The following is a 21,574-nucleotide window of genomic DNA, read 5'->3' on the forward strand; positions in this document are numbered from 1 at the left end:
TTGCCGTGTCTGTAGCAATATTGTGACGCTTCGAGCCGTTGCCAAGGGCACAAATCGCTTCGGTGGAGCGATTTGAGGCGAGAAGGCCAAGAGGGCTATGCCTGAATGGCATTGGAGCACGCCGTTGACCCACGTTAAGCCGCCACCGCTGCCTTGAGCCGGCCGACCAGCGAATTGGTGCTCGTCCCGACAATTTCCACCTGATGAACCGCGCCGATCAGGTCGGTCGGTCCGTCCAGATGCACAGCCTGCAGATAGGGGGAACGGCCGCCGACCTGACCAGGCATGCGGCCGGGGCGGTCGATCAGCACGGGCAGGGTCTTGCCCACACAGGACGCGTGAAAAGCCGTGGTCTGGGTGTTGACCAGGTCCTGCAGCCGCCACAGGCGCTCGTTCTTGACGGCCTCAGGCACCTGGTCACCCAGATTGGCGCCGGGCGTGCCGGGGCGGGTGGAATATTTGAAGGAATAGGCCGAGGCATAGCCGACATCGGCGATGATCTTGAGCGTGTCCTCGAAATCGGCATCGGTTTCGCCGGGAAAGCCGACGATGAAATCGCCTGACAGTGCCATGTCCGGCCGCGCGGTCTTGATGCGCGCGATGACCTCCATATATTCGGCGGCAGTATGGCGGCGGTTCATGGCCTTGAGAATGCTGTCGCTGCCCGACTGCACCGGCAGGTGCAGATAGGGCATCAGGATATCAAGGTCGCGATGGGCTGATATCAGCGCGTCATCCATGTCGCGGGGATGGCTGGTGGTGTAGCGCAGGCGGTCGAGCCCGTCGATCTCGGCCAACAGATAGGCGAGCTCGCCCAGGGTGACACTGCGGCCACTGGCATCGAGGCCATGATAGGCGTTGACGTTCTGACCCAAGAGGGTGATTTCGCGCACGCCGGCATCGACCAGGCCGCGCGCCTCGGCAATGACCTGGCTGACCGGACGACTGGTTTCGGCGCCGCGGGTATAGGGCACGACGCAAAAGCTGCAGAACTTGTCGCAGCCTTCCTGCACCGTCAGGAAGGCGGTCAGGCCGCGCTTGATGGTGACTTCCTTGCGCGCCGCCGGCAGGTGCTCGAACTTGTCTTCCTCGGGGAAGTCGGTATCGACGATAGGCGTCTTGAGCGCGGGGTGCAGATGGCGCTGCGCCTCCGCGCGCGCCAGCATCTGCGGCAGCCGGTGATAGGCCTGCGGCCCGAACACCATATCGACCACCGGGGCGCGGCGGGCGATTTCCTCGCCCTCGGCCTGCGCCACGCAGCCGGCCACGCCGATCAGCATGTCGCCGCCCATGGCGCGGCGCTCGCCCTGCAATTCCTTGAGGCGCCCCAGTTCGGAAAACACCTTTTCAGAGGCCTTTTCGCGGATATGGCAGGTATTGAGCAGCACCAGATCGGCCTGGGCCATGTCGAGCGTGGTTTCATAGCCGTGCGGCGCCAGCGCATCGCTCATGCGGTCGCTGTCATAGACATTCATCTGACAGCCATAGGTCTTGATGAAGAGCTTCTTGGTATTGGCGCGCATCTCGGTCATGACCGGCTCATACCAGAGGACGCGCGCTTATCAAAGCACCTGCAACCCTTGTGGTCCCTCGGGGGTTCTAATGCGTACCAAGCCCCGGAGAACAGTGATGACCGATACGAGCAAGCCAAAGGCAGACACCACCAAGACAGGTGACGACGCGGCGGCGATGAAGGACGGCAAGAAGCCGGGTCCGGACAAGTCCCCCGTGCAGGTTCGCAATGCCGGCGACGAGGCCCAGGCCGACAAGAGCCAGGACTGGGATGCGCAGGACGAAGCGCTCGACGAGAGCTTTCCGGCCAGCGACGCTACCGCCAAATACTGAGACGTCACCCTCCCCATAAACCGCCGGAGTCCGGCAGGACGAACAGATTTCGCCCCGCCGCCGCTTCGCAGCAGCCGGACACGTCGCTATGGTCGGCGCTGGCCGCAGGCCCTATCCTCACGATCTGCCAAGAAAGCGCGGCATGACCGACCCCTCGCAAGACGTGACCCGACAGGCAGAGCACAGGCGCCCCTCCTGGCTGCCGGCGCGCAGCCTGCCGATCGCGATTTACCTGTTCGCGCTGGTGCTGGTCATCATCCTGCCGGCCCTGCTGGTCTCGCTGGTTCTGCTCAATCGCAACAACCAGGCGCAGGAAGAGGTAGTGCGCAGCCTCACCAATGCCACGGTGCAGGCCATCGGCCAATCGGTGGAGCGGGAAATCTCCAGCATGGTGACCACCCTGCGCGTGCTCTCGACCAGCGAACTGCTCAGGGACAACCAGTTCGCCGATTTCCATGAGCGGGTCGTGACGGCTTTGGCCGGCAGCGGCGCCTATCTGATCGCGCTGGACGACAATTTTGACCAGCTGCTCAATACCCGCGTGCCCTATGGCACGCCGCTGGGCGCCACCTCCGACCCGGTCACGGCGGCACAGGCTCTCGAACGATCCGGAGCCACCGTCTCGGGCCTGTTCTTCGGCAAAACGGCAGAGCGCTGGGTTTTCAACGTGCTGCTGCCCGTCCCGGACAGCGACACGGTGGCCTTGCTGGCGCTGACCCAGAACGCACAGAACCTGGCGGCGGCGCTGCAATCGCGGCAATTGCCGGCCGGCTGGCATGCGGCACTGGTCGATGCGACAAATCTGGTGATTGCCGCCACGCCAGAAGCCGATTTCGTGACCGGCAGCGTCTTGCCCATGCGGCAAAGCCAGGCACAAAATCCGGACGAATGGCAGCGCGAGCGGTTCAGCGGGCAGCAGGTCGTGACGGCCGAGTGGCGTTCGGGTGTCGCCGGATGGCGGGTCATCGCCTGGGCCTCGACCGATGCCGTCGACAGACCACTGGGAGAAAGCCTGATCTGGCTGGCGGCCTGGGGCGTGGTCATCTCAGCCGTGGCGGCCCTGCTGGCCTTTCTGATTGCTGAGCGCATTGCCCTGTCGGTGCGCGGCCTGCGGCGCGACGCCCAGCGGCTGGGCCGCGGCGAGCCGGTCGAAGCCAAATCCTATCCGGTGGCCGAAATCGCCGAAGTGTCGCGGGCACTGGCCGATGCCTCGGCCCTGCGCCAGGCGGCTGACAGCGAAGTGCGCTTCCTGATGCGCGAAGTGGCCCATCGCTCCAAGAACCAGATGACGGTGATTGCCGCCATGGCCCGCCAGACGGCGCGGGGCGCCGAGGATGTGCCGGGCTATGTGCAGTCCTTCGAGCGGCGCATTCTCGGCCTGGCGCGATCCACCGACCTGCTGCTGACGCATGGCCGGGTCGGCGTGGCGCTGCAGGAACTGGTGGAAAGCCAGATCGCCCCGTTCAGCCCGCCCGACCGGGGCCGGGTGAGCCTGGCAGGCCCACCGGTGCGGCTCAATATGCAGGCCGCGCAGATCCTGGGCATGGCGGTGCATGAACTGTCCACCAATGCGGCCAAATATGGCGCCTTTGGCGAGGCAGGCGGCACGCTGACCGTGCAGTGGTCCCTGACCGGGGAGCGGCTGAACCTGGTCTGGCGCGAAAGCGTGCCGCACCTGTTGACCGCCACCGAGCGCGTCGGCTTTGGCACGACGGTGCTCAAATCCATGGTCGGGCACGCGCTGGGGGCCGATGTCGAGCGCACCGTTCATCCGAGCGGCATGGAATGGCGCTTTTCCATCCCGCTCGAGGCAATCGATCCCGAACGCGGGCCGCCGCCGGTCGGGGACGGGACGGGCGAATAATTCTGGCATTATAGCGGCATTTGCCCTATAGGGACGCCTGTTGCCGAGCTATGCACGGCGGCACTCATGGCCCCTCCTGGACGACATCCCGGCCGGGGCGACCCCAATCCTCTTCTGAAAGGATCTATCCGATGTCGATCACTGCTGAGCGCAAGACCGCTCTGATTGAAGAATATGCCATCAAGCCAAACGATACCGGTTCGCCGGAAGTTCAGGTGGCTATCCTGTCCGAGCGCATTGCCAACCTCACCGAGCACTTCAAAGGTCATGGCAAGGACAACCATTCCCGTCGCGGCCTGCTCAAGCTGGTTTCGACCCGTCGCAGCCTGCTTGACTATGTCAAGAAGGTCGATGACGCCCGTTACAAGACCTTGATCGAAAAGCTCGGCCTGCGCCGCTAGGCGCGCCAGTAGAATTGCGAGCGCGGGGAGCAGTCTCCGCGCCCGCCGTCGTTGCATTCATCAGCCGGTCATACCGGTGACGACATGTGACGACTGCGTAGACCGGCGAATGCCGGAGCATGGCAGGATTATTGGCCGCTCCCCCGCCTCACCCCAAAATCAGCCCTGGTTTTGCAGCTGTGAGGCACCTGAAGTTTCAGGAGCGGCTTGTTGTCTTGCCCATGTTTCGTCTTTGCCAGACGCAACAGCGCCTGATTTTGAGCCCGGGTCACACATGGGGTGTGACAGCGGGTGCGGGCGCACCGATCTGAGTTCGCGGGATGACCTACGCCCCTGCGTTACCGCTCAGCCGGCAGAAATGGAAAGACGAAACAGATGACGATCAATTTTGATCACCACAAGGTCGAGCTCAACTGGGGCGGTCAGCCCCTGACGCTCGAAACCGGCAAGATGGCCCGCCAGGCCGATGGCGCCGTGCTGGCCACCCTGGGCGAAACCGTGCTGCTGGCCACCGTGGTCAGCGCCAAGACCGCCAAGCCCGGCATCGACTTCTTCCCCCTCACCGTGAACTACCAGGAAAAGTATTTTGCCGCCGGCAAGATCCCGGGTGGTTATTTCAAGCGTGAAGGCCGCCCGACCGAGAACGAGACGCTCACCAGCCGCCTCATCGATCGCCCGATCCGCCCACTGTTCCCCGCCGGCTACAAGCACGAGACCCAGGTGGTCATCACCGTGCTGCAGCATGACATGGAAAACAATCCGGACGTGCTGGCGATCGTCGCCGCTTCGGCCGCTCTGACCATTTCGGGCGTGCCTTTCATGGGCCCGATCGGCGCTGCCCGCGTCGGCTATGTCGATGGACAATATGTGCTGAACCTGGCCGTTGACCGTCGCGCCGACTCCAAGCTCGACCTCGTCATGGCCGGCACCGACGATGCCGTGCTGATGGTGGAATCGGAAGCCAAGGAACTCAGCGAAGAAGTCATGCTGGGCGCCGTGATGTTCGGCCATGCCGAGAGCCGCAAGGTGATCCAGGCGATCATCAAGCTGGCCGAGCTGGCTGCCAAGGATGCGCGCGATTTCGAGCCGCATGACATGTCGGCGCTGGAAGCCGAAATGCTGGGCGTGATCGAAGCCGATCTGCGCACCGCCTACAAGCAGACCAAGAAGGAAGAGCGCTATGCTGCCGTGGATGCCGTCAAGGCAACCGCCAAGGCGCATTTCGCTGCCCGTGTCGAAGCCGGTGAGATCACCGCCGAGGACGTCGGCGCCGTGTTCAAGGAATTGCAGGGCAAGGTCGTGCGCTGGAACGTGCTCGATACCGGCTTGCGCATCGACGGTCGCGATCTGAGCACCGTGCGCCCGATCATGTCGGAAGTCGGCGTGCTGCCGCGGACCCATGGTTCGGCCATCTTCACCCGTGGCGAAACCCAGGCGCTGGTCGTGGCCACGCTGGGCACCGGTGACGACGAGCAGTATATCGACAGCCTCGAAGGCACCTACAAGCAGAACTTCCTGCTGCACTACAACTTCCCTCCCTATTCGGTGGGTGAAGCTGGCCGCATGGGTTCGCCCGGCCGTCGCGAAATCGGCCATGGCAAGCTGGCCTGGCGCGCCATCAACCCGGTGCGTCCATCGGCTGAAGAGTTCCCCTACACGATCCGCGTCGTCTCCGAGATCACCGAGTCCAACGGCTCGTCCTCGATGGCAACCGTCTGCGGCACCTCGCTGGCGCTGATGGATGCTGGCGTGCCACTGGCACGTCCCGTGGCCGGCATTGCCATGGGCCTGATCATGGAAGGCGAAAAGTTCGCCGTGCTGTCCGATATCCTGGGTGACGAAGATCACCTGGGCGACATGGACTTCAAGGTGGCCGGTACCGAAGCGGGCGTAACCAGCCTGCAGATGGACATCAAGATCGCAGGCATTACCGAGGAGATCATGAAGATCGCCCTCGAGCAGGCCAAGGGCGGCCGTATCCACATCCTGGGCGAAATGGCCAAGGCCATTACCGCGTCCCGTTCGGAAGTGGGCGAGTTCGCACCGCGCATCGAGACCATCAAGATCCCGACCGAGAAAATTCGTGAAGTGATCGGCACCGGCGGCAAGGTGATCCGCGAGATCGTCGAAAAGACCGGCGCCAAGATCAATATCGATGATGACGGCACGATCAAGATTTCGTCCTCGGACGGCAGCCAGATCGAAGCGGCCATCAAGTGGATCAAGTCGATCACCGATGAGGCCGAAGTGGGCGCGATCTACCAGGGCACCGTAGTCAAGACCGCCGATTTCGGCGCGTTCGTGAACTTCTTCGGCGCCAAGGACGGCCTGGTGCATATCAGCCAGCTGGCCGAAGCCCGCGTTGCCAAGACCACCGATGTGGTCAAGGAGGGCGACAAGGTCTGGGTCAAGCTGCTCGGCTTTGACGAGCGCGGCAAGGTCCGCCTGTCGATGAAGATCGTCGACCAGGCAACCGGCAAGGAAATCGCCGAGGCCACTGCCGAATAATCAGCCGGCGCAAGCCGCCTACAATCCCAAAGGCCCGGAGCAATCCGGGCCTTTTCTTTTTGAACATCGCAATGTTGACAATCGAGGGGATTTTCCCTTACGTTTGTAACAATGCAATGTTCGGAGAACAGGAAATGGCACTGGGTGCAGCAGAACGGATGAAGAATTCGCGGTGGGTGAACAAACTCGAGGAGCTGGCCGACCAGCTGCTGGCGCATCTGGACAATGCCCCCTCCCCGCTGCCACGCGAGCCGCTGATCGATCCGCAGCTGGTCGACCAGCTGGCCAAGTTCACCATCCTGCAGGATGACCTCGAGCGGGTTGACGTGCCCAATGTCCGGTTTCTCACCCTTGGGAACGGCTTCCAGATGGCCAATCGCGAGAAGGCGCTGGCGGCCACGCTCAGGCTGATCGCCGGGGTAACGCCGGTCAATGTCAACACCGTCAAGGTCGACGGCATCGGGCGCTGCCATTTCGCTGCCTATACCCATCCCAAGGGGGCGATGATCAGCTCGAGCAAGACCGATGACGGCAGTTTTGGTTCGGCGCCTTGGCATGCCAAGGAACGCATCATGATGTTCCGCGACGCCGGGGACGGGCGCTGCATCATCTATATCGCGCCGATCCGGCCGCTGCTGGATCTGCGCACCATCGGCCAGCACGGGGTGCGCTGGGAGGATGTGGCGCGGACGGCGATCAAGACGCACGTGATCCGCAGTGCGGATGCCTTGGCGGCGATCGCGGCGGGAGCGGCGACCCGCGGCACTATGGCATAAGGGCAACACCGCGATAAATCATCACATTGACGCGAGGAACCGCCCGGCCTGTCGGGCGTTGGCGCAGTGAGGCTTTCCTGCACTAGCGCAGGCGTTAGCCGCACCATAATGGCTTGGCTCCCCGCCCCCGTTCGCGTCAGTCCCGTTTTAGGATACAGTCTTGATCTCTCGTCGTTTATTTATGGTGGGCCTGTCGGCCACTGCCTTGGCCGCCTGCTCCGGTACGCGCACTCCAGTGGTCAGCGAGCCGCAGATCGATCCCTATTACCAGGCCATGTATGGCGCCGATTACAGCGGGAAGTTCCCGGTGGAAGCCACCGATTTGCGGCGCGTCGATCCGCAGTTCTGGCGCCAGGAAGTACCATATGTCACGTCCGAGCGGGCTGGCACGCTGGTGGTCGATACCCCCAACCGTTTCCTCTATCTGGTGATGGAAGGCGGCCGGGCGCTGCGCTATGGCATCGGCGTCGGCAAGACCGAAGCGCTGGTGTTCCGCGGCACCGCCACGGTCGGTCGCAAGGCCGAATGGCCACGCTGGACCCCGACCCAATCGATGATCGCCCGCGAGCCAGAGCGCTATGGCCCATATGCCGGCGGCATGGAGGGCGGCGTCGAGAACCCGCTGGGACCCCGTGCCCTCTATCTCTACAAGGATGGCCGCGACACACTGTTCCGCATCCATGGCACGACCGAGCCCTATACGATCGGCACCAATGTATCCTCGGGATGCATCCGCCTGATGAACCAGGACATCATCGATCTTCATCGCCGCGTCCCCACCGGGGCCAAGGTCGTGGTGATCAACGCCTGATTGCAGATTTCCGGGTCAATGCCGCGGCAGCGGGGGGCCTCGCTTCGGATTCCGTAGTCACCGGGGCGTAATTCACTGCTGTCGCGACACTGGCCCGGATCACAAACAAAAAAGCCCCGATGCATCGCATCGGGGCTTTTTGCTGATGAGGTGATGAAGACTCAGACCTGCTGGACTGATTCCACGCCGGGCACGAAGTGGCGGAGCAGGTTCTCGATGCCGCTCTTGAGCGTGGCGGTCGAGGACGGGCAGCCCGAGCAGGCGCCCTGCATATGCAGGAAGACAGTGCCGTCGCGGAAGCCCTTGAAGGTGATGTCGCCGCCATCCATGGCCACAGCCGGGCGCACGCGGGTGGCCAGCAATTCCTTGATCACCTCGACGGTCTCGCTGTCATCTTCTTCGAAGAATTCGTCGACCTCATCGTGATTGGCCACCTCGACGCCGCCCTCAACGATGACAGGTTTGCCTGAGAGGAAGTGGTCCATGATGACGCCGAGAATTGCCGGCTTGATATGGGCCCAGTTGGTATCGTCCTTGGTCACCGAAATGAAGTCGGCGCCCATGAACACCCCGGTCACCCCGGAAATGGCAAACAGGCCGGTGGCCAGGGGGGAGTTGGCCGAGGCCTCGAGGCTGCGGAAATCGCGCGGCTCGCCCACCAGCACGTCACGCCCGGGCAGGAATTTCAGGGTCGACGGATTGGGGGTGGCTTCGGTCTGGATGAACATCGGTCTGCCTCGGAAACTGCAATTAGAACGCTTCTAAAATAGACTTTTAATGGCTGAGCGCAAGGGCTTTGCGCGCCGCACTGGCATGCATCGCGGCCGCGGCCTAGCAGATGTCGATGATCTCGGCATCGCTCATGCGGCCGGGCACCACGGTGAGCGGGATCGGCAAGGCATGGGCGCGCATGGCAAAGTGGGTCACCAGCGGGCCCGGGCCTTCGCCCATTGAGGAGGCCGCGAGCACCAGAATGGCTATGTCGCGGTCCTGGTTAATGACCTGCTCGATCTGCTCGGGTCCCTCGCCTTCGCGGATCACCGACTCGACCTTGACCTCGCCGATATCGCGCAGGCGAGCAAGCCGGGCGTCAAGGTTGCGCTCGGCCTCTTCGACCGCTTCGGCCCGCAGCACATCCTCGACACCCAGGCCGATGAATTCAGGCTTTTGGACAATGGTCATCAGCACCACGGTGCCGCCGGTGCGCTTGACGCGATAGGCGGCAAAGGTCAGCGCGCGGTCGCATTCGACCGTCTCGTCGATGACCACCAGGAATTTGCGCTTGTATTCGGTCTCGTACATGGCCGGACCTCCTTAGCGGACAAAGCCGACAATGTTGCGGACATCATCCATGACGGGTTGGGCGATCGCCCGGGCGCGTTTGGCGCCGTCGCGCAGAATAGCATCCATTTCGCCGCGATCGGCAACCAGGCGCTGCATTTCGTCAGCAATGGGGGACAGCACCGCCACCGCCAGGTCGGCCAAAGCCGGCTTGAAGCTGCCCCAGCCCTGGCCGCCATATTCGCCCAGCACGTCATCGACGCTGCGATTGGCCAGGGCGGCGAAGATGCCGACGAGGTTTTCCGCCTCAAGGCGCCCGGCAAGGCCGGCTACCTCGCTGGGCAGGGCCTCGGCATCGGTGGTGGCGCGCTTGATCTTTTTGGCGATCAGATCGGCGCCGTCCATCATGTAGATGGTGGAAAGGTCCGACTGGTCGGACTTGCTCATCTTCTTGGAGCCGTCCTTCAGACTCTTCACCCGCATGGCCGGGCCGGTGGCCAGGGTCTCGGTAATGGGGAAGAAGTCGCCCTTGTGGCCGTTGGCCTTGATCTGCTTTTTGAAGTCGTGGTTGAACTTCTTGGCAATGTCGCGGGTCAGTTCGAGATGCTGGCGCTGGTCCTCACCCACCGGCACGGCGGTGGACTGGTAGAGCAGGATATCGGCGGCCATCAGGCTGGGATAGGCAAACAGGCCCAGCGAGACATTCTCGGCGTTTTCGCCGGCCTTGTCCTTGAACTGGGTCATCCGCTCCATCCAGCCCATGCGGGCGACGCAGTTGAAGATCCAGCTCAGCTCGGCATGTTCCATGACCTGGGACTGGTTGAAGATGATGGATTTCTTCGGATCGAGTCCGGAAGCGATGTAGGCGGCGGCGATCTCATAGGTCCAGCGCTTGAGGTCGACCGGGTCCTGCCAGACCGTGATGGCGTGCATGTCGACCACGCAATAGATGGTCTCATGGGTTTCTTGCAGGGGTACAAAACGCCGAATGGCGCCGAGATAGTTGCCCAGATGCAGGTCGCCCGAAGGCTTGATGCCCGAAAACACGCGCGGCGTAAAAGCCATAAGAGAAGTACCCATCAGGAATAGCGGCCTGCCGAATTACACCGGCAGGCGGGGTGGATGCAAGTCAGCGACGGCGCAGGCGAGCCAGCAACTGGCCCAGGGGCTGGGCGCCGGTGATGTGGACGAGGGTGAAATAGGTGATGGTGGCGAAGGTGCAGATGGCCAGCAAAGCCAGCGCCTGGACGGCAAAGAAGGCCCCCGGCGCCATGATGGAATGGGCCCGCGCGGCCAGCACATAGAGCGTCGCTCCCATCACCGCGCTGGCGAACAGCAGCAGACCGTGCTGGCGCAGTTCGCGGCCGGTCAGGGTGAAGTGGCCACGCCGCGCCAGGAAAAAAGCGAGGCAGGCGACATTGATCCAGGCCGAAATGGAGGTGGCCAAGGCGATGCCCACATGCTGCAGGCTGGGGAAGAGCAGCAGCGAGACTGCGATGTTGACGACCACGGACACGCCGGCAAAAATCGTCGGTGTGCGGGTGTCCTGGCGCGAGAAATAACCCGGCTGCAGCACCCGGATCAGCACGAAGGCCGGCAGGCCGACGGCAAAGCCGACCAGGGTGGCGGCCACCTGTTCGGTGGCCAGGGCATCAAAGGCGCCGCGTTCAAACAGCACGCGGACGATGGGCACTGGAATGGCGATCAGCGCCGCGGTCGCCGGCAGGGAAAACAGCATGGAGAGCAGCAGCGACTGGCTCTGGGTGGCGCGTGCCTCGACCTCGCGGCCGGCGCCCAGATGGCGGCTGAGTTCGGGCAGCAGCACGGTGCCGATGGCAATGCCGATAATGCCCAGAGGCAGCTGGTAGAGCCGGTCGGCATTGTAGACGATGGCGATGGCGCCGTCGGCGCCCGAGGCGATGATGGTACCCACGAAGATATTGATCTGGGTAATGCCACCGGCCAGGATGGCGGGGATGGCCAGGATCCAGAAGCGGCGCACATCGCCATCGTAGCGGGGCCAGGAGAAGCGCGGCAGGAAGCCGGAGCGGCGAATGGCCCCATAGACCAGGGCCAGCTGCGCCACCCCACCGGCCAGGGCAGCCATTGCCATCCAGAAGGCCACGTCGGCCGGGTTGTCCAGCGTCAGCACCGCCAGCGGCACCAGCACGGCAATATTGACGATATTGAGCAGCACCGGGGCGAAGGCGGCGGCAAAATAGCGATCGAGGCTGTTGAGAATGGCGCCATAGGCCGCCATCAGCGACATGCAGGCCAGATAGGGAAACATCAGCCGGGTCAGGAAGACGGTCAGCTCGAACTTTGCCGGATCGTCGGTAAAGCCGGGCACGAAGAGCAGCATCAGCTGCGGCATGAAGATTTCGGCCAGCACGGTGACGACGAGAATGGCGGCCACCAGCCAGCTCATGATGCGGCCGGCCAGATCGCGGGCACTGTCGGCGCCATCATTTTCGAGCGCGGTGGAAAACATGGGCACGAAGGCGGTGTTGAAGGCGCCTTCGGCAAACAGCCGCCGGAACAGGTTGGGAAAGCGGAAGGCGGCGTTGAAGGCGTCGGCCGTGGGGCCAATGCCCAGCACGGCCGCCATCAGCGCATCGCGGACAAAGCCGGCCAGGCGCGAGAGCAGGGTCAGCCCGCCCACCGACAGAAAATTGCGGTAGAGGCTCATCGGCTGCGCAACTGCCTAGCCATTGGCCACCTTCTGCTCCGGACGGGGGTGAAACACCGCCATCAGGGCATCATGGATCTTGCGCTGGCGCGGCTTGCTGACGATCTTCTGGCCGGTCAGGTCGGTGACGTAAAAGACGTCGACGGCCTTTTCGCCATAGGTGCCGATATGGGCCGAACCGATGGTCAGGTTGAGGTCGGCAATCTCGCGGGTCAGCGCGTGCAGCAGGCCCGTGCGGTCGAGCCCCGAGACCTCGATGACGGTGAACTTTTCCGACAGGGCGTTGGAGACGGTGACCTCGGTGGGCAGGGCGAAGGGCTTGAGGCGCCGGTTGAGCCGGCTGTCCTTGCCCAGGTCGATCAGGATATGGCGCTTGCCCTGCAGCAGGGCCTTGACCGTATCGATGATGCGGGTGGCGCGGACCTTTTCGTCTTCGTCCGAGGTAAAGGCGCGACGCAGGCGGAAGGTATCGATGGCGCGGCCGTCACGGGTGGAGAATATCTGCGCCCCGATGATGGAGGCATCCTGCATGGTACAGGCACCCGCGATCAGCGAGAGCAGGCGAGGGTGGTCGGGGGTATAGAAGCTGACCTCGGTAATGCCCTCGAAGGCCTTGATGCGGATCGAGCCGGCAAAGGGTTCGTCGGTCTTGTCCGCCAGGCGAATCATGCGGGCATGTTCGACCTGCAGTTCGGGTTCGGCGCGTAGCCAGTAATGGTCATAGTGGCGCGCCACATAGGTCTGCACCTCGGCCTGCGGCCAGGCCTTGAGCGCCTCAGACAGGTCATGGCGGGCCTGGTTGATGCGATCGGACTGGGTGACCTGGCTGTGGCCGCCCGAGAGCAGCGGCTCGGTAGCGTAAAACAGCGCGCGCAGCAGGCTACCTTTCCAACCGGTCCAGACGCCGGGGCCCACGGCGCGGATGTCGCAGGCGGTCAGGATCATCAGCAAGGCCAGGCGCTGGGGTGACTGCACCACATCGGCAAAGGCCTTGGCGGTCTCGGGATCCTGGATGTCACGCGCCTGGGCGATCTCGCTCATCAGCAGGTGATATTCGACCAGCCAGGCGACGGTGTCTGTTTCGGCGGCCGACAGGCCCAGCCGCGGGCAGAAGCGGCGGGCAATGCGGGCGCCGGCAATGGAATGGTCTTCCGGGCGCCCCTTGGCGATGTCGTGCAGGAACAGAGCGACATAGAGCAGGCGGATGTCATTGAGCTGGGGCAGCAGTTCATGGGTCAGCGGCAGCTGATCGGCCAGCCCGCCATTGGCGATGTCGGCCATGACGCCGATCGAGCGGATCAGGTGCTCGTCCACCGTATAGTGGTGGTACATGTTGAACTGCATCAGCGCGACGATCTTGCCGAATTCGGGCACGAACTTGCCCAGCACGCCGCTCTCGTTCATCTGGCGCAGAATGCGCTCGACCGACTGCGGCGCGGTCAGGATGGTGAGGAAAAACTCATTGGCCTTGGGATTGGCCCGCAGCGTGCGGTCGATCAGGCCGAGCGAGCGCGAAATGTGCTTGATCGCGTCGGGGTGGAACAGCAATTGCTCGCGCCCGGCAACCAGGAACATGCGGATGAGGTTGACCGGATCCCGTTCGAAGATATCGGGGCCGGCAATGTTGAGCCGGCCGGTATCGAGCACGAAGTCGGTCTCACCGCGGATCTTGCTCCGGCCGGGCCGGAACGGAGCCAGTACGCGCCCGACCAGATCCATGTCCTTGGCGTGGTTGAATTCGAGGCTGGCGCAGATGATGCGGGTGAGATCGCCGACATCCTTGGCAACGAGGAAATAGCGCTTCATGAAGCGCTCGACGCCCAGCATGCCGATGCGCTGGGCATAGCCCATGCGCTGGGCCAGTTCGGGCTGCATGTCGAAGGTCAGCTTTTCTTCCGAGCGCCCGGTGGCAAAATGGAGGTGGCAGCGCACCGCCCAGAGGAAATCCTCGGCGCGCGAGAAGATGCGGTTCTCGGCGGCGCTGAGTACGCCCTTGCCGACCAGTTCGTGGCTGGTCTTGACCTGGTAGAAATATTTGCCGATCCAGAACAGGGTATTGAGGTCGCGCAGCCCGCCCTTGCCGTCCTTGATATTGGGCTCGACGACATAGCGGGTATTGCCCATGGCCTTGTGGCGCTCGTCGCGCTCGGCCATCTTGGCGGCAATGAATTCGGGGCCGGTGCGCGGCATGATCTCGGTTTCAAAGCGCCGCACCAGCTGGTTGAACAGCGTCTTGTCGCCGGTCAGGAAGCGCGATTCGAGGGTGGCGGTGCGCACGGTCATGTCGGCGCGGGCCATGCGGATGCATTCATCCACCGAGCGGACGGCGTGGCCGACCTTCTGGCCGAGATCCCAGAGCATGTAGAGGATATATTCGGTGACCTGCTCGCCCCAGGGCGTCTGCTTGTAGGGCAGGATGAACAGCAGGTCGATGTCGCTGCCCGGCGCCAGCGTGCCGCGGCCATAGCCGCCGACGGCCGAGAGCGCGATGGTTTCGGCGCCGGAGGGGTTGTCGACAGGATAGACCCGGCGGGTGGCAAACAGGTGCACCGCGGTGATGATCTCGTCCTGGGCATTGCTCAGGTTGTGGGCGCAGCGCAGGCCCTTGCCGCTGGCCAGCAGTTCGGCCTCGGCTTCACGGCGGGCGGTGGCCAGGGTCTGGCGGATATGGGCCAGCACGGCAGCACGGGCGGCAGTCGATTTTGGTTCATGCTCGCCAATGGCGGCATCGAACTCACCGAACAGGGTGTCGGCCGATTTGAGGGCGAACAGCGATTTTCGCGGCTTGGCTTCAGCTTCGACGAGCGTCATCGCGGATTTTCTTCAGTTCGTAGAGCGCTTCGATCGCTTGTTTGGGGGTCATCTCGTCGGGGCGAACCGCGTCGAGCGCTAGGAGGACGGGGTCGGTCTGCGCCGGCGCGGGGGCGGGCTGGTGCGCAAAGAGTGGCAAATCATCTAACACGCTGGCTTTCTGGCTGGAAGAGGCGGTTCCGGCCGAGCGCTGCTCGAGCACGGTCAGCACCTGGCGGGCGCGGGCCAGCACCGGTTCAGGCAGGCCGGCCAGGCGCGCCACCTGAATGCCATAGGAGCGGTCGGCCGCGCCGGGGCCGACCTCGTGCAGGAATACCACGTCGCCCTGCCATTCGCGCACCTTCATGGTGACGTTGGCGACCCGGCTGAGGGTCTTGGCGAGACTGGTCAATTCGTGGAAATGGGTGGCAAACAGCGCCCGGCAGCCGGTGGTTTCGTGCAGGGCCTCCACGGCCGCCCAGGCAATCGAGAGCCCGTCAAAGGTGGCGGTGCCCCGGCCGATTTCGTCCAGCACCACGAGGGAACGTCTTGTGGCACGGTTGAGGATGGCAGCCGTCTCGACCATTTCGACCATGAAAGTGGAGCGGCCATGGGCGATGTCGTCGCTGGCGCCGACGCGCGAGAAGACGCGGTCGATGACGCCGATATGGGCAGAACTGGCGGGCACGAAACTGCCCATCTGGGCGAGGATGGCAATCAGGGCGTTCTGGCGCAGGAAGGTGGACTTGCCGCCCATATTGGGACCGGTCACCAGCCAGAGTCGGCCACCGCCCCCGGCGTCATCGCCCGACAGATCGGCGTCATTGGCGACAAAGCTCTGGCCCTGGGCCATGACCATGTCCTCGACCACCGGATGGCGGCCGTCGGTAATGGCAAAGGCCAGCGAATTGTCCACCTCGGGCCGCGTATAGCGGCGCGTGGCGGCCAGATGGGCCAGCGCCGCCGTCACGTCGAGCTCGGCCAGGGCATCGGCCAGGCCACGCAGTTCAGCGGTGCGGGTGAGCACGTCATACCGCAGGCTGGCAAAGACCCGGACCTCGATATCGAGTGCGGCCTCATGCGCCCGGGCGATGCGGCCCTCGAGATCGGCCAGTTCACTGGTGGTAAAGCGCATGGCATTAGCCATGGTCTGGCGGTGGATGAAGCTCTGGCGGTGCGGCTCCTCGAGCAGGCGGGTGCCGTGCGCGGCGGGCACTTCGACGAAATAGCCGAGCACGCCATTGTGCCGGATCTTGAGCGAGCGGACGTCGGTCTCCTCGATCAGCCTTGCCTGCAGGGCGGCAACGACGTCGCGGGTCTGGCTGGCCAGCGCGCGTTCGTCGTCCAGCGTCTGGTCATAGCCCTTGCGGACAAAGCCGCCATCGCGGCTGAGCAGGGGCAGTTCGTCGTCGAGCGCCACGGCCAGCTGAGAAGCCAGCGGCAGCGGCGCCGCCGCCAGGGTCCCGGCCAGTCGGTCGAGAATGGCGGGGCGGTCCGACAGGCCCGTCAGATGCGTCGACAGCGCCGCGGCGGCACTGACCGCCTTGCCGATGGCGGCCAGGTCACGCGGCCCGCCGCGCTCGAGTACCAGTCGGGTCAGGGCGCGGGCCAGGTCTGGCACGGCCTTGAGCTCGGCCCGCAGCCGGCCAGTCAGCATGGTGTCGTCGGCCAGCAGGCCCACCGCGTCGAGCCGCTCATTGATCGGGGCGGCATCGGCCAGCGGCGCGGCCAGCCGGGCGGCAAGCAGGCGCGAGCCGGGGGCGGTGACGGTCAGGTCGATGACATCGCGCAGCGAGCCGCGCGCCTGACCGCGCTGGGTCTGGTGCAGTTCGAGGCTTGAGCGGGTAGCGGCATCGATGGCCAGATAAGCGTTGGTGGTCTGGCCGCGCGGCGCCCGCAGGGCCACGCCGATACCCTTCTGGCTGTCGCGCACATAGGCAAGCACGGCGCCGAGCGCCGCACGGCTGGCGCGCGAGAGGATGGAGGCGTCAAAATCGCCATCCGGAAAGGCCTGGCGCAGCGTGGCACTAGCCGCTTCGCTGTCAAAGCTCTCGGCGGGCGCCGCATGGGCGATGGCGGCCCAGGCGGGGGCGAACAGATGCCGCTCGACCAGCGCCGCCCTTGTGGCTTCGGTGAGCAGCAGCTCGGCCGGATCGATGCGGGCCAGTTCGTCGGCAAGCTGTTCGGCCGACAGGTCGGCGGTGAAGCTCTCGCCGGTCGAGACATCGGCCCAGGCCAGGGCGAAATCGGTCTCGCCATGCCGCACCATGGCCAGAGCCGCGAGAAAATTGGACGCCCTTGCATTGAGGTGCTCGTCCTCGGTCAGCGTGCCGGCGGTGATAAGCCGGACCACGCCGCGGCGCACCACCGATTTGGCGCCGCGTTTCTTGGCTTCCTTGGGATCCTCCATCTGCTCGCAGATGGCGACTCGGTGGCCCAGCTTGACCAGCTTGTTGAGATAGTCATTGGCGGCGTGGATGGGCACACCGCACATCTGGATGTCCTGGCCCAGATGCTTGCCGCGCTTGGTCAGCACGATGCCCAAAGCGGCGCTGGCGATCTCGGCGTCCTCGAAGAACAGCTCGTAAAAATCGCCCATGCGATAGAACAGCAGATAGCCGGGATTGACCGCCTTGATCTCGAAAAACTGCGCCATCATCGGCGTCAGTGCCGGGCTCGGCTCGGGTTCGATTGTCGACTGATCCATCGGCGCGTTGGGTCTCGGCGGGAAAGCCGAGACCATATGGGCTTTGCCGGCAAATTCCAACCGGGCGAAACCGTCTTTGCCCGTCTCGATCAGAGGCCGCGAATCGCCGAGGCGGGTTCGACCAGCTTGCGATAGAGGTGCCAAGTGGCGTGGCCGAAAATCGGGATGATGATGGCCAGACCGACAAACAGCAGCGCCGCACCCAGCATCAGGCCGGCCCCCACCACAAAGCCCCAGGCCAGCAGCGGCAGCGGGTTTTTCAGCACGGCGCGAAACGAGGTCTCGACCGCCACGAAGGCCCCGACATCGCGGTCCAGCAGCAGCGGAAAGGCGATGACGGTGGTGCACAGGGTAAAAAGGGCAAACAGGGCGCCGAGCAGGGTGCCGGCCAGCAGCAGGGTGATGCCGCCCGGTTCGGTAAAGATCTGTGCCATCAGGCCGCCCAGCGTCTGGGGGGTAGCGGCGCCGAACAGGCTTTCATAGAGCGCCTGGGCTGCGGTGAGCCAGAGCGTGAAGACCACCAGCAGCATGGCCGCGACGGCGATGATGGCGCCGATGGCGGGCGACTTCAGCACCCCGAAGGCATGGCGCCAGGAGGTGTCGAGCCCCAGTTCGCGGCGGCGAGAAATTTCGTAAAGCCCGAGGGCGGCGAAGGGGCCGATCAGGGCGAAACCGCCGATCAGCGGATAGAGCAGCGGCCAGGTATGATAGCCGTTCATCCACACGGTCAGCACGATGCCGATAATGGGATAGATGATGGCCAGCATCGCATAGTGGCTCGGTCGCTCCCAGAAGTCGGCGGCGCCGCGGCGCAGCACATCGCCCAGATCGGCCACGGTAATGCTGCGGATGATGGGCAGATCGAGCTTGTCGCCGGTGCCGGCGATGACGTGAAAATGGGCCATGACTATCCTCCCTCTCGCTGCGAGGGCGCTCGTCGGTTCGGCCGGGATTTATACAGGGCGGCGCGAATGCGAACGCGGTCTGCGAATGGAGAGACTAGGCCTGAACCAGAGGCTTGTCGCCCCTGGTTCCGGAAAACGTGATGCCGGTCAGACTTCGTAGCGATCGCTGTGGTGATGCACCGGCCGGTAGGTGAAATAATCGAAGTCGGCCGGGCTGGCCGTGCCGTTGAGATCCTGGGCGGCGACGCCGACAAAGGCACCGGTAAAGCTGCCATGGGCCTGGTGGCCGCCGCATTCGTCCGAGAGCAGGCTGGCATCGAGCACCGGACCGATCGGCCGCAGTTCCTCGCCTTCCAAGGCATAGAAGAACTGCAGGGCCGAGCCGCGCACGGTCAGAGCCAGCCGGACCTTGCCCGCATTGGGGATCTGTACCGGCGCGGCCGGGAAATTCAGCTTGCCGTCTGGCCAGCTCATTTCCGAGGCCAGGATCAGCAGTTCGCGCTGGCCATCCGAATGGGCCGTTACCGCCAGATAGAAGAAGTTGTAGCGGCTGTAATAGGCGGTGAGCCCGGCCATGGTGCGCTCGTCGGTGGCAGTGAAATCCACCACCGTCTCGGCATCATAGGAAAAATGCGTCTGCCGGCGGGCGACCAGCGCCTGTTCGAACCAGGAGCCGATGGATTCGCGACCAAACAAACGTAGTTTGTTGTCTTGAAGGGAGAATATCCGCTCGGATTCGGGGGTACGCAGCCACTGGAAATCGAGCGGCAGGCCCGCTTCGAAGCTGTAGCGCTGTTCGGCCCAGTATTTTTCCTCGTCGCGGGTGCCGGGCACCTCGACATGCAGCGACGGCACCGGGCCGTTCTTGACATAGAGCCAGTCGTCCTCGCCCCAATAGGCTTCCTGGATCGCGGTTTCCCGGCCCAGCACGCAGCGGCGCTCCTGGGTGGTGGGGCGGCCGGTGAGATGGACGAGGAAGGTCTTGCCGTCCGGCGTCTCGACAATGTCGCCATGGCCGGCGCGCTGCAGCGCGGCAAAGGGCGCGTCCTTACTGGTCAGGATATGCTTGTCGGGATGGGTCTCGTAGGGACCGTCGATATTGCGCGAGCGGGCAAAGGTGACGGCATGGTCATAGGCCGTGCCGCCCTCGGCAGTCAGCAGGTAATACCAGCCGTTGCGCTTGTAGAGATGGGGACCCTCGACCAGCTTGAGATCGGTGCCCTGGTAGATGTTCTTGATCGGCCCGACCAGCTTGCCGGCCTCGGGGTCAAATTGCTGCAGGGCGATGCCGGCAAACAGCAGGGGGCGGACGCGATGGTCCCAGATCATGTTGACGAACCATTTCTTGCCGTCATCATCGTGGAACAGGCTGGGGTCGAAACCGGAAGAATTGGTATAGACCGGGTCGCTCCAGGGGCCTTCGATCCTGTCGGCCCAGACGATGAAATTGTGCGCGTCCTTAAATGAGCCGTCCTTGCGCTTGACGTCGGTATAGACCAGCCAGAATTTTTCGCCGTCATGGGTCAGGCAGGGGGCCCAGACGCCGCAGCTGTCGGGATCGCCGCGCATGTCGAGCTGAGCCTTGCGGGTCAGCGGGCGGGTGACCAGCTCCCAGTTCGCCAGATCCCTGGAGTGATGGATCTGCACGCCGGGAAACCATTCGAAGGTCGAGGTGGCGATATAATAGTCGTCGCCAACCCGCAGGATGGACGGATCCGGATTGAAGCCGGGCAGGATGGGATTGGTAAGCTGGGGCATTTTTGCTCCTCGGTGCGACTGATGGGGTCCCTCACGCATTGTTGAGGGTTGTGGGGTGGAATTTGCCCTTGGCTGTCTGGACTAGCCCGGCCAGGAACGGCAATTCAAAGACCGGCTGTTGCACGCCGACCGCAGAAACGAGAACGGAATTTGGATCATCATATTCGTGAGCTGAGCTACTGGAAGAACGTCAAATCCAAGATGCGGCTGCAGCCTTTTGTGCATGCCGTGGAATCCAGTGCGGTGCCGATCGCCATCTCCGATCCGTTTGAGCCGGACGAGCCGCTGGTCTTCGTCAATGAGGCGTTTCTGCGCCTGACAGGGTATGACGAGGATGACGTGCTGGGGCGCAACTGTCGGTTCCTGCAGGGGCCGGATACGCGCCCGGAGGACCGCGTCGCCATTCGTGCCGCGCTGCAGGAGCGCGCCACCACGAGCGTGGAAATTCTCAACTATCGCAAGGATGGCACCCCGTTCTGGAACGAACTGCATATCGCGCCCATGCTCGATGACAGCGGGGAGCTGCTCTATTTCATTGCCACGCAGGTCGATGTCACCGATCGCGTGCAGCGGCAGAACGATCTGCGCGTGGATCTCGACGCCAAGACCGAGGCGCTGCGCGACCAGGCCGAGCAGACCCATCACATGGCGCGAGAAATGACCCATCGCGTGCGCAATTCGCTGGCCCTGATCCAGGCCATGCTGCGCATGCAACTGTCGAGCCTGAAGGACGATACCGCGCGCAATGCCCTGATCGGGGCGTTGAGCCGCATCGGCGCCATTGTGGAAATCCAGCGCATCATCGAGCATGTCGACCTCGATACCAAACTTGAGGTCAGCGAGATCATCGGCTCGATCTGCGCCAAGCTCGACCATATCAGCCGGGCGCATGTGGCGGCTTCGTCGGACCGGATCGAGATCGGCGAGGCGCTGGTGACGCCCATCGCGCTGATCGTTTCTGAACTGGTGACCAATGCGCAAAAGCATGCCTATGACAGTGAGGATGGCGGCATTATCGCGGTGACGGCCCGACGCGAGAGCGGGGGCATCAGGCTGTCGGTGCGCGATGACGGGCGGGGCGTCAGTCCCGATTTCGACCCCCGCCAGGTCAGCGGTTTTGGCATGCGCATGCTGTTGCGGGAGATCGACCATATCGGCGCTACCCTTTCGGTAGAGCGGCTGGACAAGGGGACTGCCTTTGTCGTCAGCATTCCGCCGGCGGCGCTGCTGCAATAGGGA

At 63.9% G+C, this 21,574-nt stretch carries 16 protein-coding genes; 7 read left to right on the forward strand and 9 right to left on the reverse strand.

The genetic code is table 11. The annotated features are described in order from the left end of the window. Positions 1 to 134 precede the first annotated feature (134 nt). On the reverse strand, positions 135 to 1,532 hold the full coding sequence (gene miaB / locus GDR53_RS08610) for a tRNA (N6-isopentenyl adenosine(37)-C2)-methylthiotransferase MiaB (RefSeq protein WP_193337643.1): 1,398 nt from the start codon (positions 1,530 to 1,532) through the stop codon (positions 135 to 137). Positions 1,533 to 1,629: 97 nt separating this feature from the next. Between miaB and GDR53_RS08615 the strand changes: the two genes are divergently transcribed. From GDR53_RS08615 to GDR53_RS08640, 6 genes are all read left to right on the forward strand, one after another. Beyond that, positions 1,630 to 1,845 (forward strand): hypothetical protein, encoded by a 216-nt coding sequence (locus tag GDR53_RS08615; protein ID WP_193338190.1) that lies wholly within the window; start codon positions 1,630 to 1,632, stop codon positions 1,843 to 1,845. Between the two features lie 142 nt (positions 1,846 to 1,987). Beyond that, positions 1,988 to 3,709, forward strand: a complete 1,722-nt coding sequence (locus GDR53_RS08620) for a sensor histidine kinase (RefSeq protein WP_193337644.1) — start codon at positions 1,988 to 1,990, stop codon at positions 3,707 to 3,709. Between the two features lie 50 nt (positions 3,710 to 3,759). Beyond that, positions 3,760 to 4,110, forward strand: coding sequence for a 30S ribosomal protein S15 (rpsO, locus tag GDR53_RS08625; protein ID WP_232846769.1), 351 nt, complete (start codon positions 3,760 to 3,762; stop codon positions 4,108 to 4,110). A gap of 375 nt (positions 4,111 to 4,485) precedes the next feature. Continuing rightward, positions 4,486 to 6,618: a polyribonucleotide nucleotidyltransferase gene (gene pnp, locus GDR53_RS08630; RefSeq protein WP_193337646.1), complete on the forward strand. Its 2,133-nt coding sequence runs from the start codon at positions 4,486 to 4,488 to the stop codon at positions 6,616 to 6,618. Between the two features lie 134 nt (positions 6,619 to 6,752). Then, positions 6,753 to 7,394 (forward strand): hypothetical protein, encoded by a 642-nt coding sequence (locus GDR53_RS08635; RefSeq protein WP_193337647.1) that lies wholly within the window; start codon positions 6,753 to 6,755, stop codon positions 7,392 to 7,394. A gap of 181 nt (positions 7,395 to 7,575) precedes the next feature. Next, a complete protein-coding gene (locus GDR53_RS08640) occupies positions 7,576 to 8,205 on the forward strand; it encodes a L,D-transpeptidase (RefSeq protein WP_193338023.1) in 630 nt (209 codons plus the stop codon). Between the two features lie 161 nt (positions 8,206 to 8,366). On the opposite strand, the gene GDR53_RS08645 is transcribed toward GDR53_RS08640, so the two are convergent. From GDR53_RS08645 to GDR53_RS08680, 8 genes are all read right to left on the reverse strand, one after another. Beyond that, positions 8,367 to 8,933, reverse strand: coding sequence for a NifU family protein (locus tag GDR53_RS08645; protein WP_193337648.1), 567 nt, complete (start codon positions 8,931 to 8,933; stop codon positions 8,367 to 8,369). A 103-nt stretch (positions 8,934 to 9,036) separates the two neighbouring features. Continuing rightward, positions 9,037 to 9,507 (reverse strand): universal stress protein, encoded by a 471-nt coding sequence (locus GDR53_RS08650; protein ID WP_193337649.1) that lies wholly within the window; start codon positions 9,505 to 9,507, stop codon positions 9,037 to 9,039. Between the two features lie 12 nt (positions 9,508 to 9,519). Next, positions 9,520 to 10,551, reverse strand: coding sequence for a tryptophan--tRNA ligase (gene trpS / locus GDR53_RS08655; RefSeq protein WP_193337650.1), 1,032 nt, complete (start codon positions 10,549 to 10,551; stop codon positions 9,520 to 9,522). 64 nt (positions 10,552 to 10,615) lie between these two features. Next, complete coding sequence (gene murJ / locus GDR53_RS08660) at positions 10,616 to 12,175, reverse strand: murein biosynthesis integral membrane protein MurJ (protein ID WP_193337651.1); 1,560 nt, start codon at positions 12,173 to 12,175, stop codon at positions 10,616 to 10,618. A gap of 15 nt (positions 12,176 to 12,190) precedes the next feature. Next, positions 12,191 to 14,986, reverse strand: coding sequence for a [protein-PII] uridylyltransferase (locus GDR53_RS08665; protein WP_193337652.1), 2,796 nt, complete (start codon positions 14,984 to 14,986; stop codon positions 12,191 to 12,193). Then, the gene (mutS, locus tag GDR53_RS08670; RefSeq protein ID WP_232846770.1) at positions 14,967 to 17,672 is read right to left on the reverse strand and encodes a DNA mismatch repair protein MutS; all 2,706 of its coding nucleotides are present in this window, start codon (positions 17,670 to 17,672) and stop codon (positions 14,967 to 14,969) included. The genes GDR53_RS08665 and mutS overlap by 20 nt, the downstream gene beginning before the upstream one ends. Before the next feature lie 89 nt (positions 17,673 to 17,761). Continuing rightward, a complete protein-coding gene (locus tag GDR53_RS08675) occupies positions 17,762 to 18,577 on the reverse strand; it encodes a DUF2189 domain-containing protein (RefSeq protein ID WP_193337653.1) in 816 nt (271 codons plus the stop codon). A gap of 147 nt (positions 18,578 to 18,724) precedes the next feature. Beyond that, positions 18,725 to 20,335 (reverse strand): glycoside hydrolase family 43 protein, encoded by a 1,611-nt coding sequence (locus tag GDR53_RS08680; RefSeq protein ID WP_193337654.1) that lies wholly within the window; start codon positions 20,333 to 20,335, stop codon positions 18,725 to 18,727. 150 nt (positions 20,336 to 20,485) lie between these two features. Here GDR53_RS08680 and GDR53_RS08685 point away from each other — a divergent pair, with 150 nt between their 5' ends. Then, positions 20,486 to 21,571 carry a PAS domain-containing protein gene (locus GDR53_RS08685; protein WP_193337655.1) on the forward strand — a complete coding sequence of 362 codons (1,086 nt, stop codon included), beginning with the start codon at positions 20,486 to 20,488 and terminating at the stop codon, positions 21,569 to 21,571. The last annotated feature ends 3 nt before the right edge of the window (positions 21,572 to 21,574 follow it).

The sequence above is a fragment of the Devosia beringensis genome, assembly GCF_014926585.1.
Classification (GTDB): Bacteria; Pseudomonadota; Alphaproteobacteria; order Rhizobiales; family Devosiaceae; genus Devosia; species Devosia beringensis.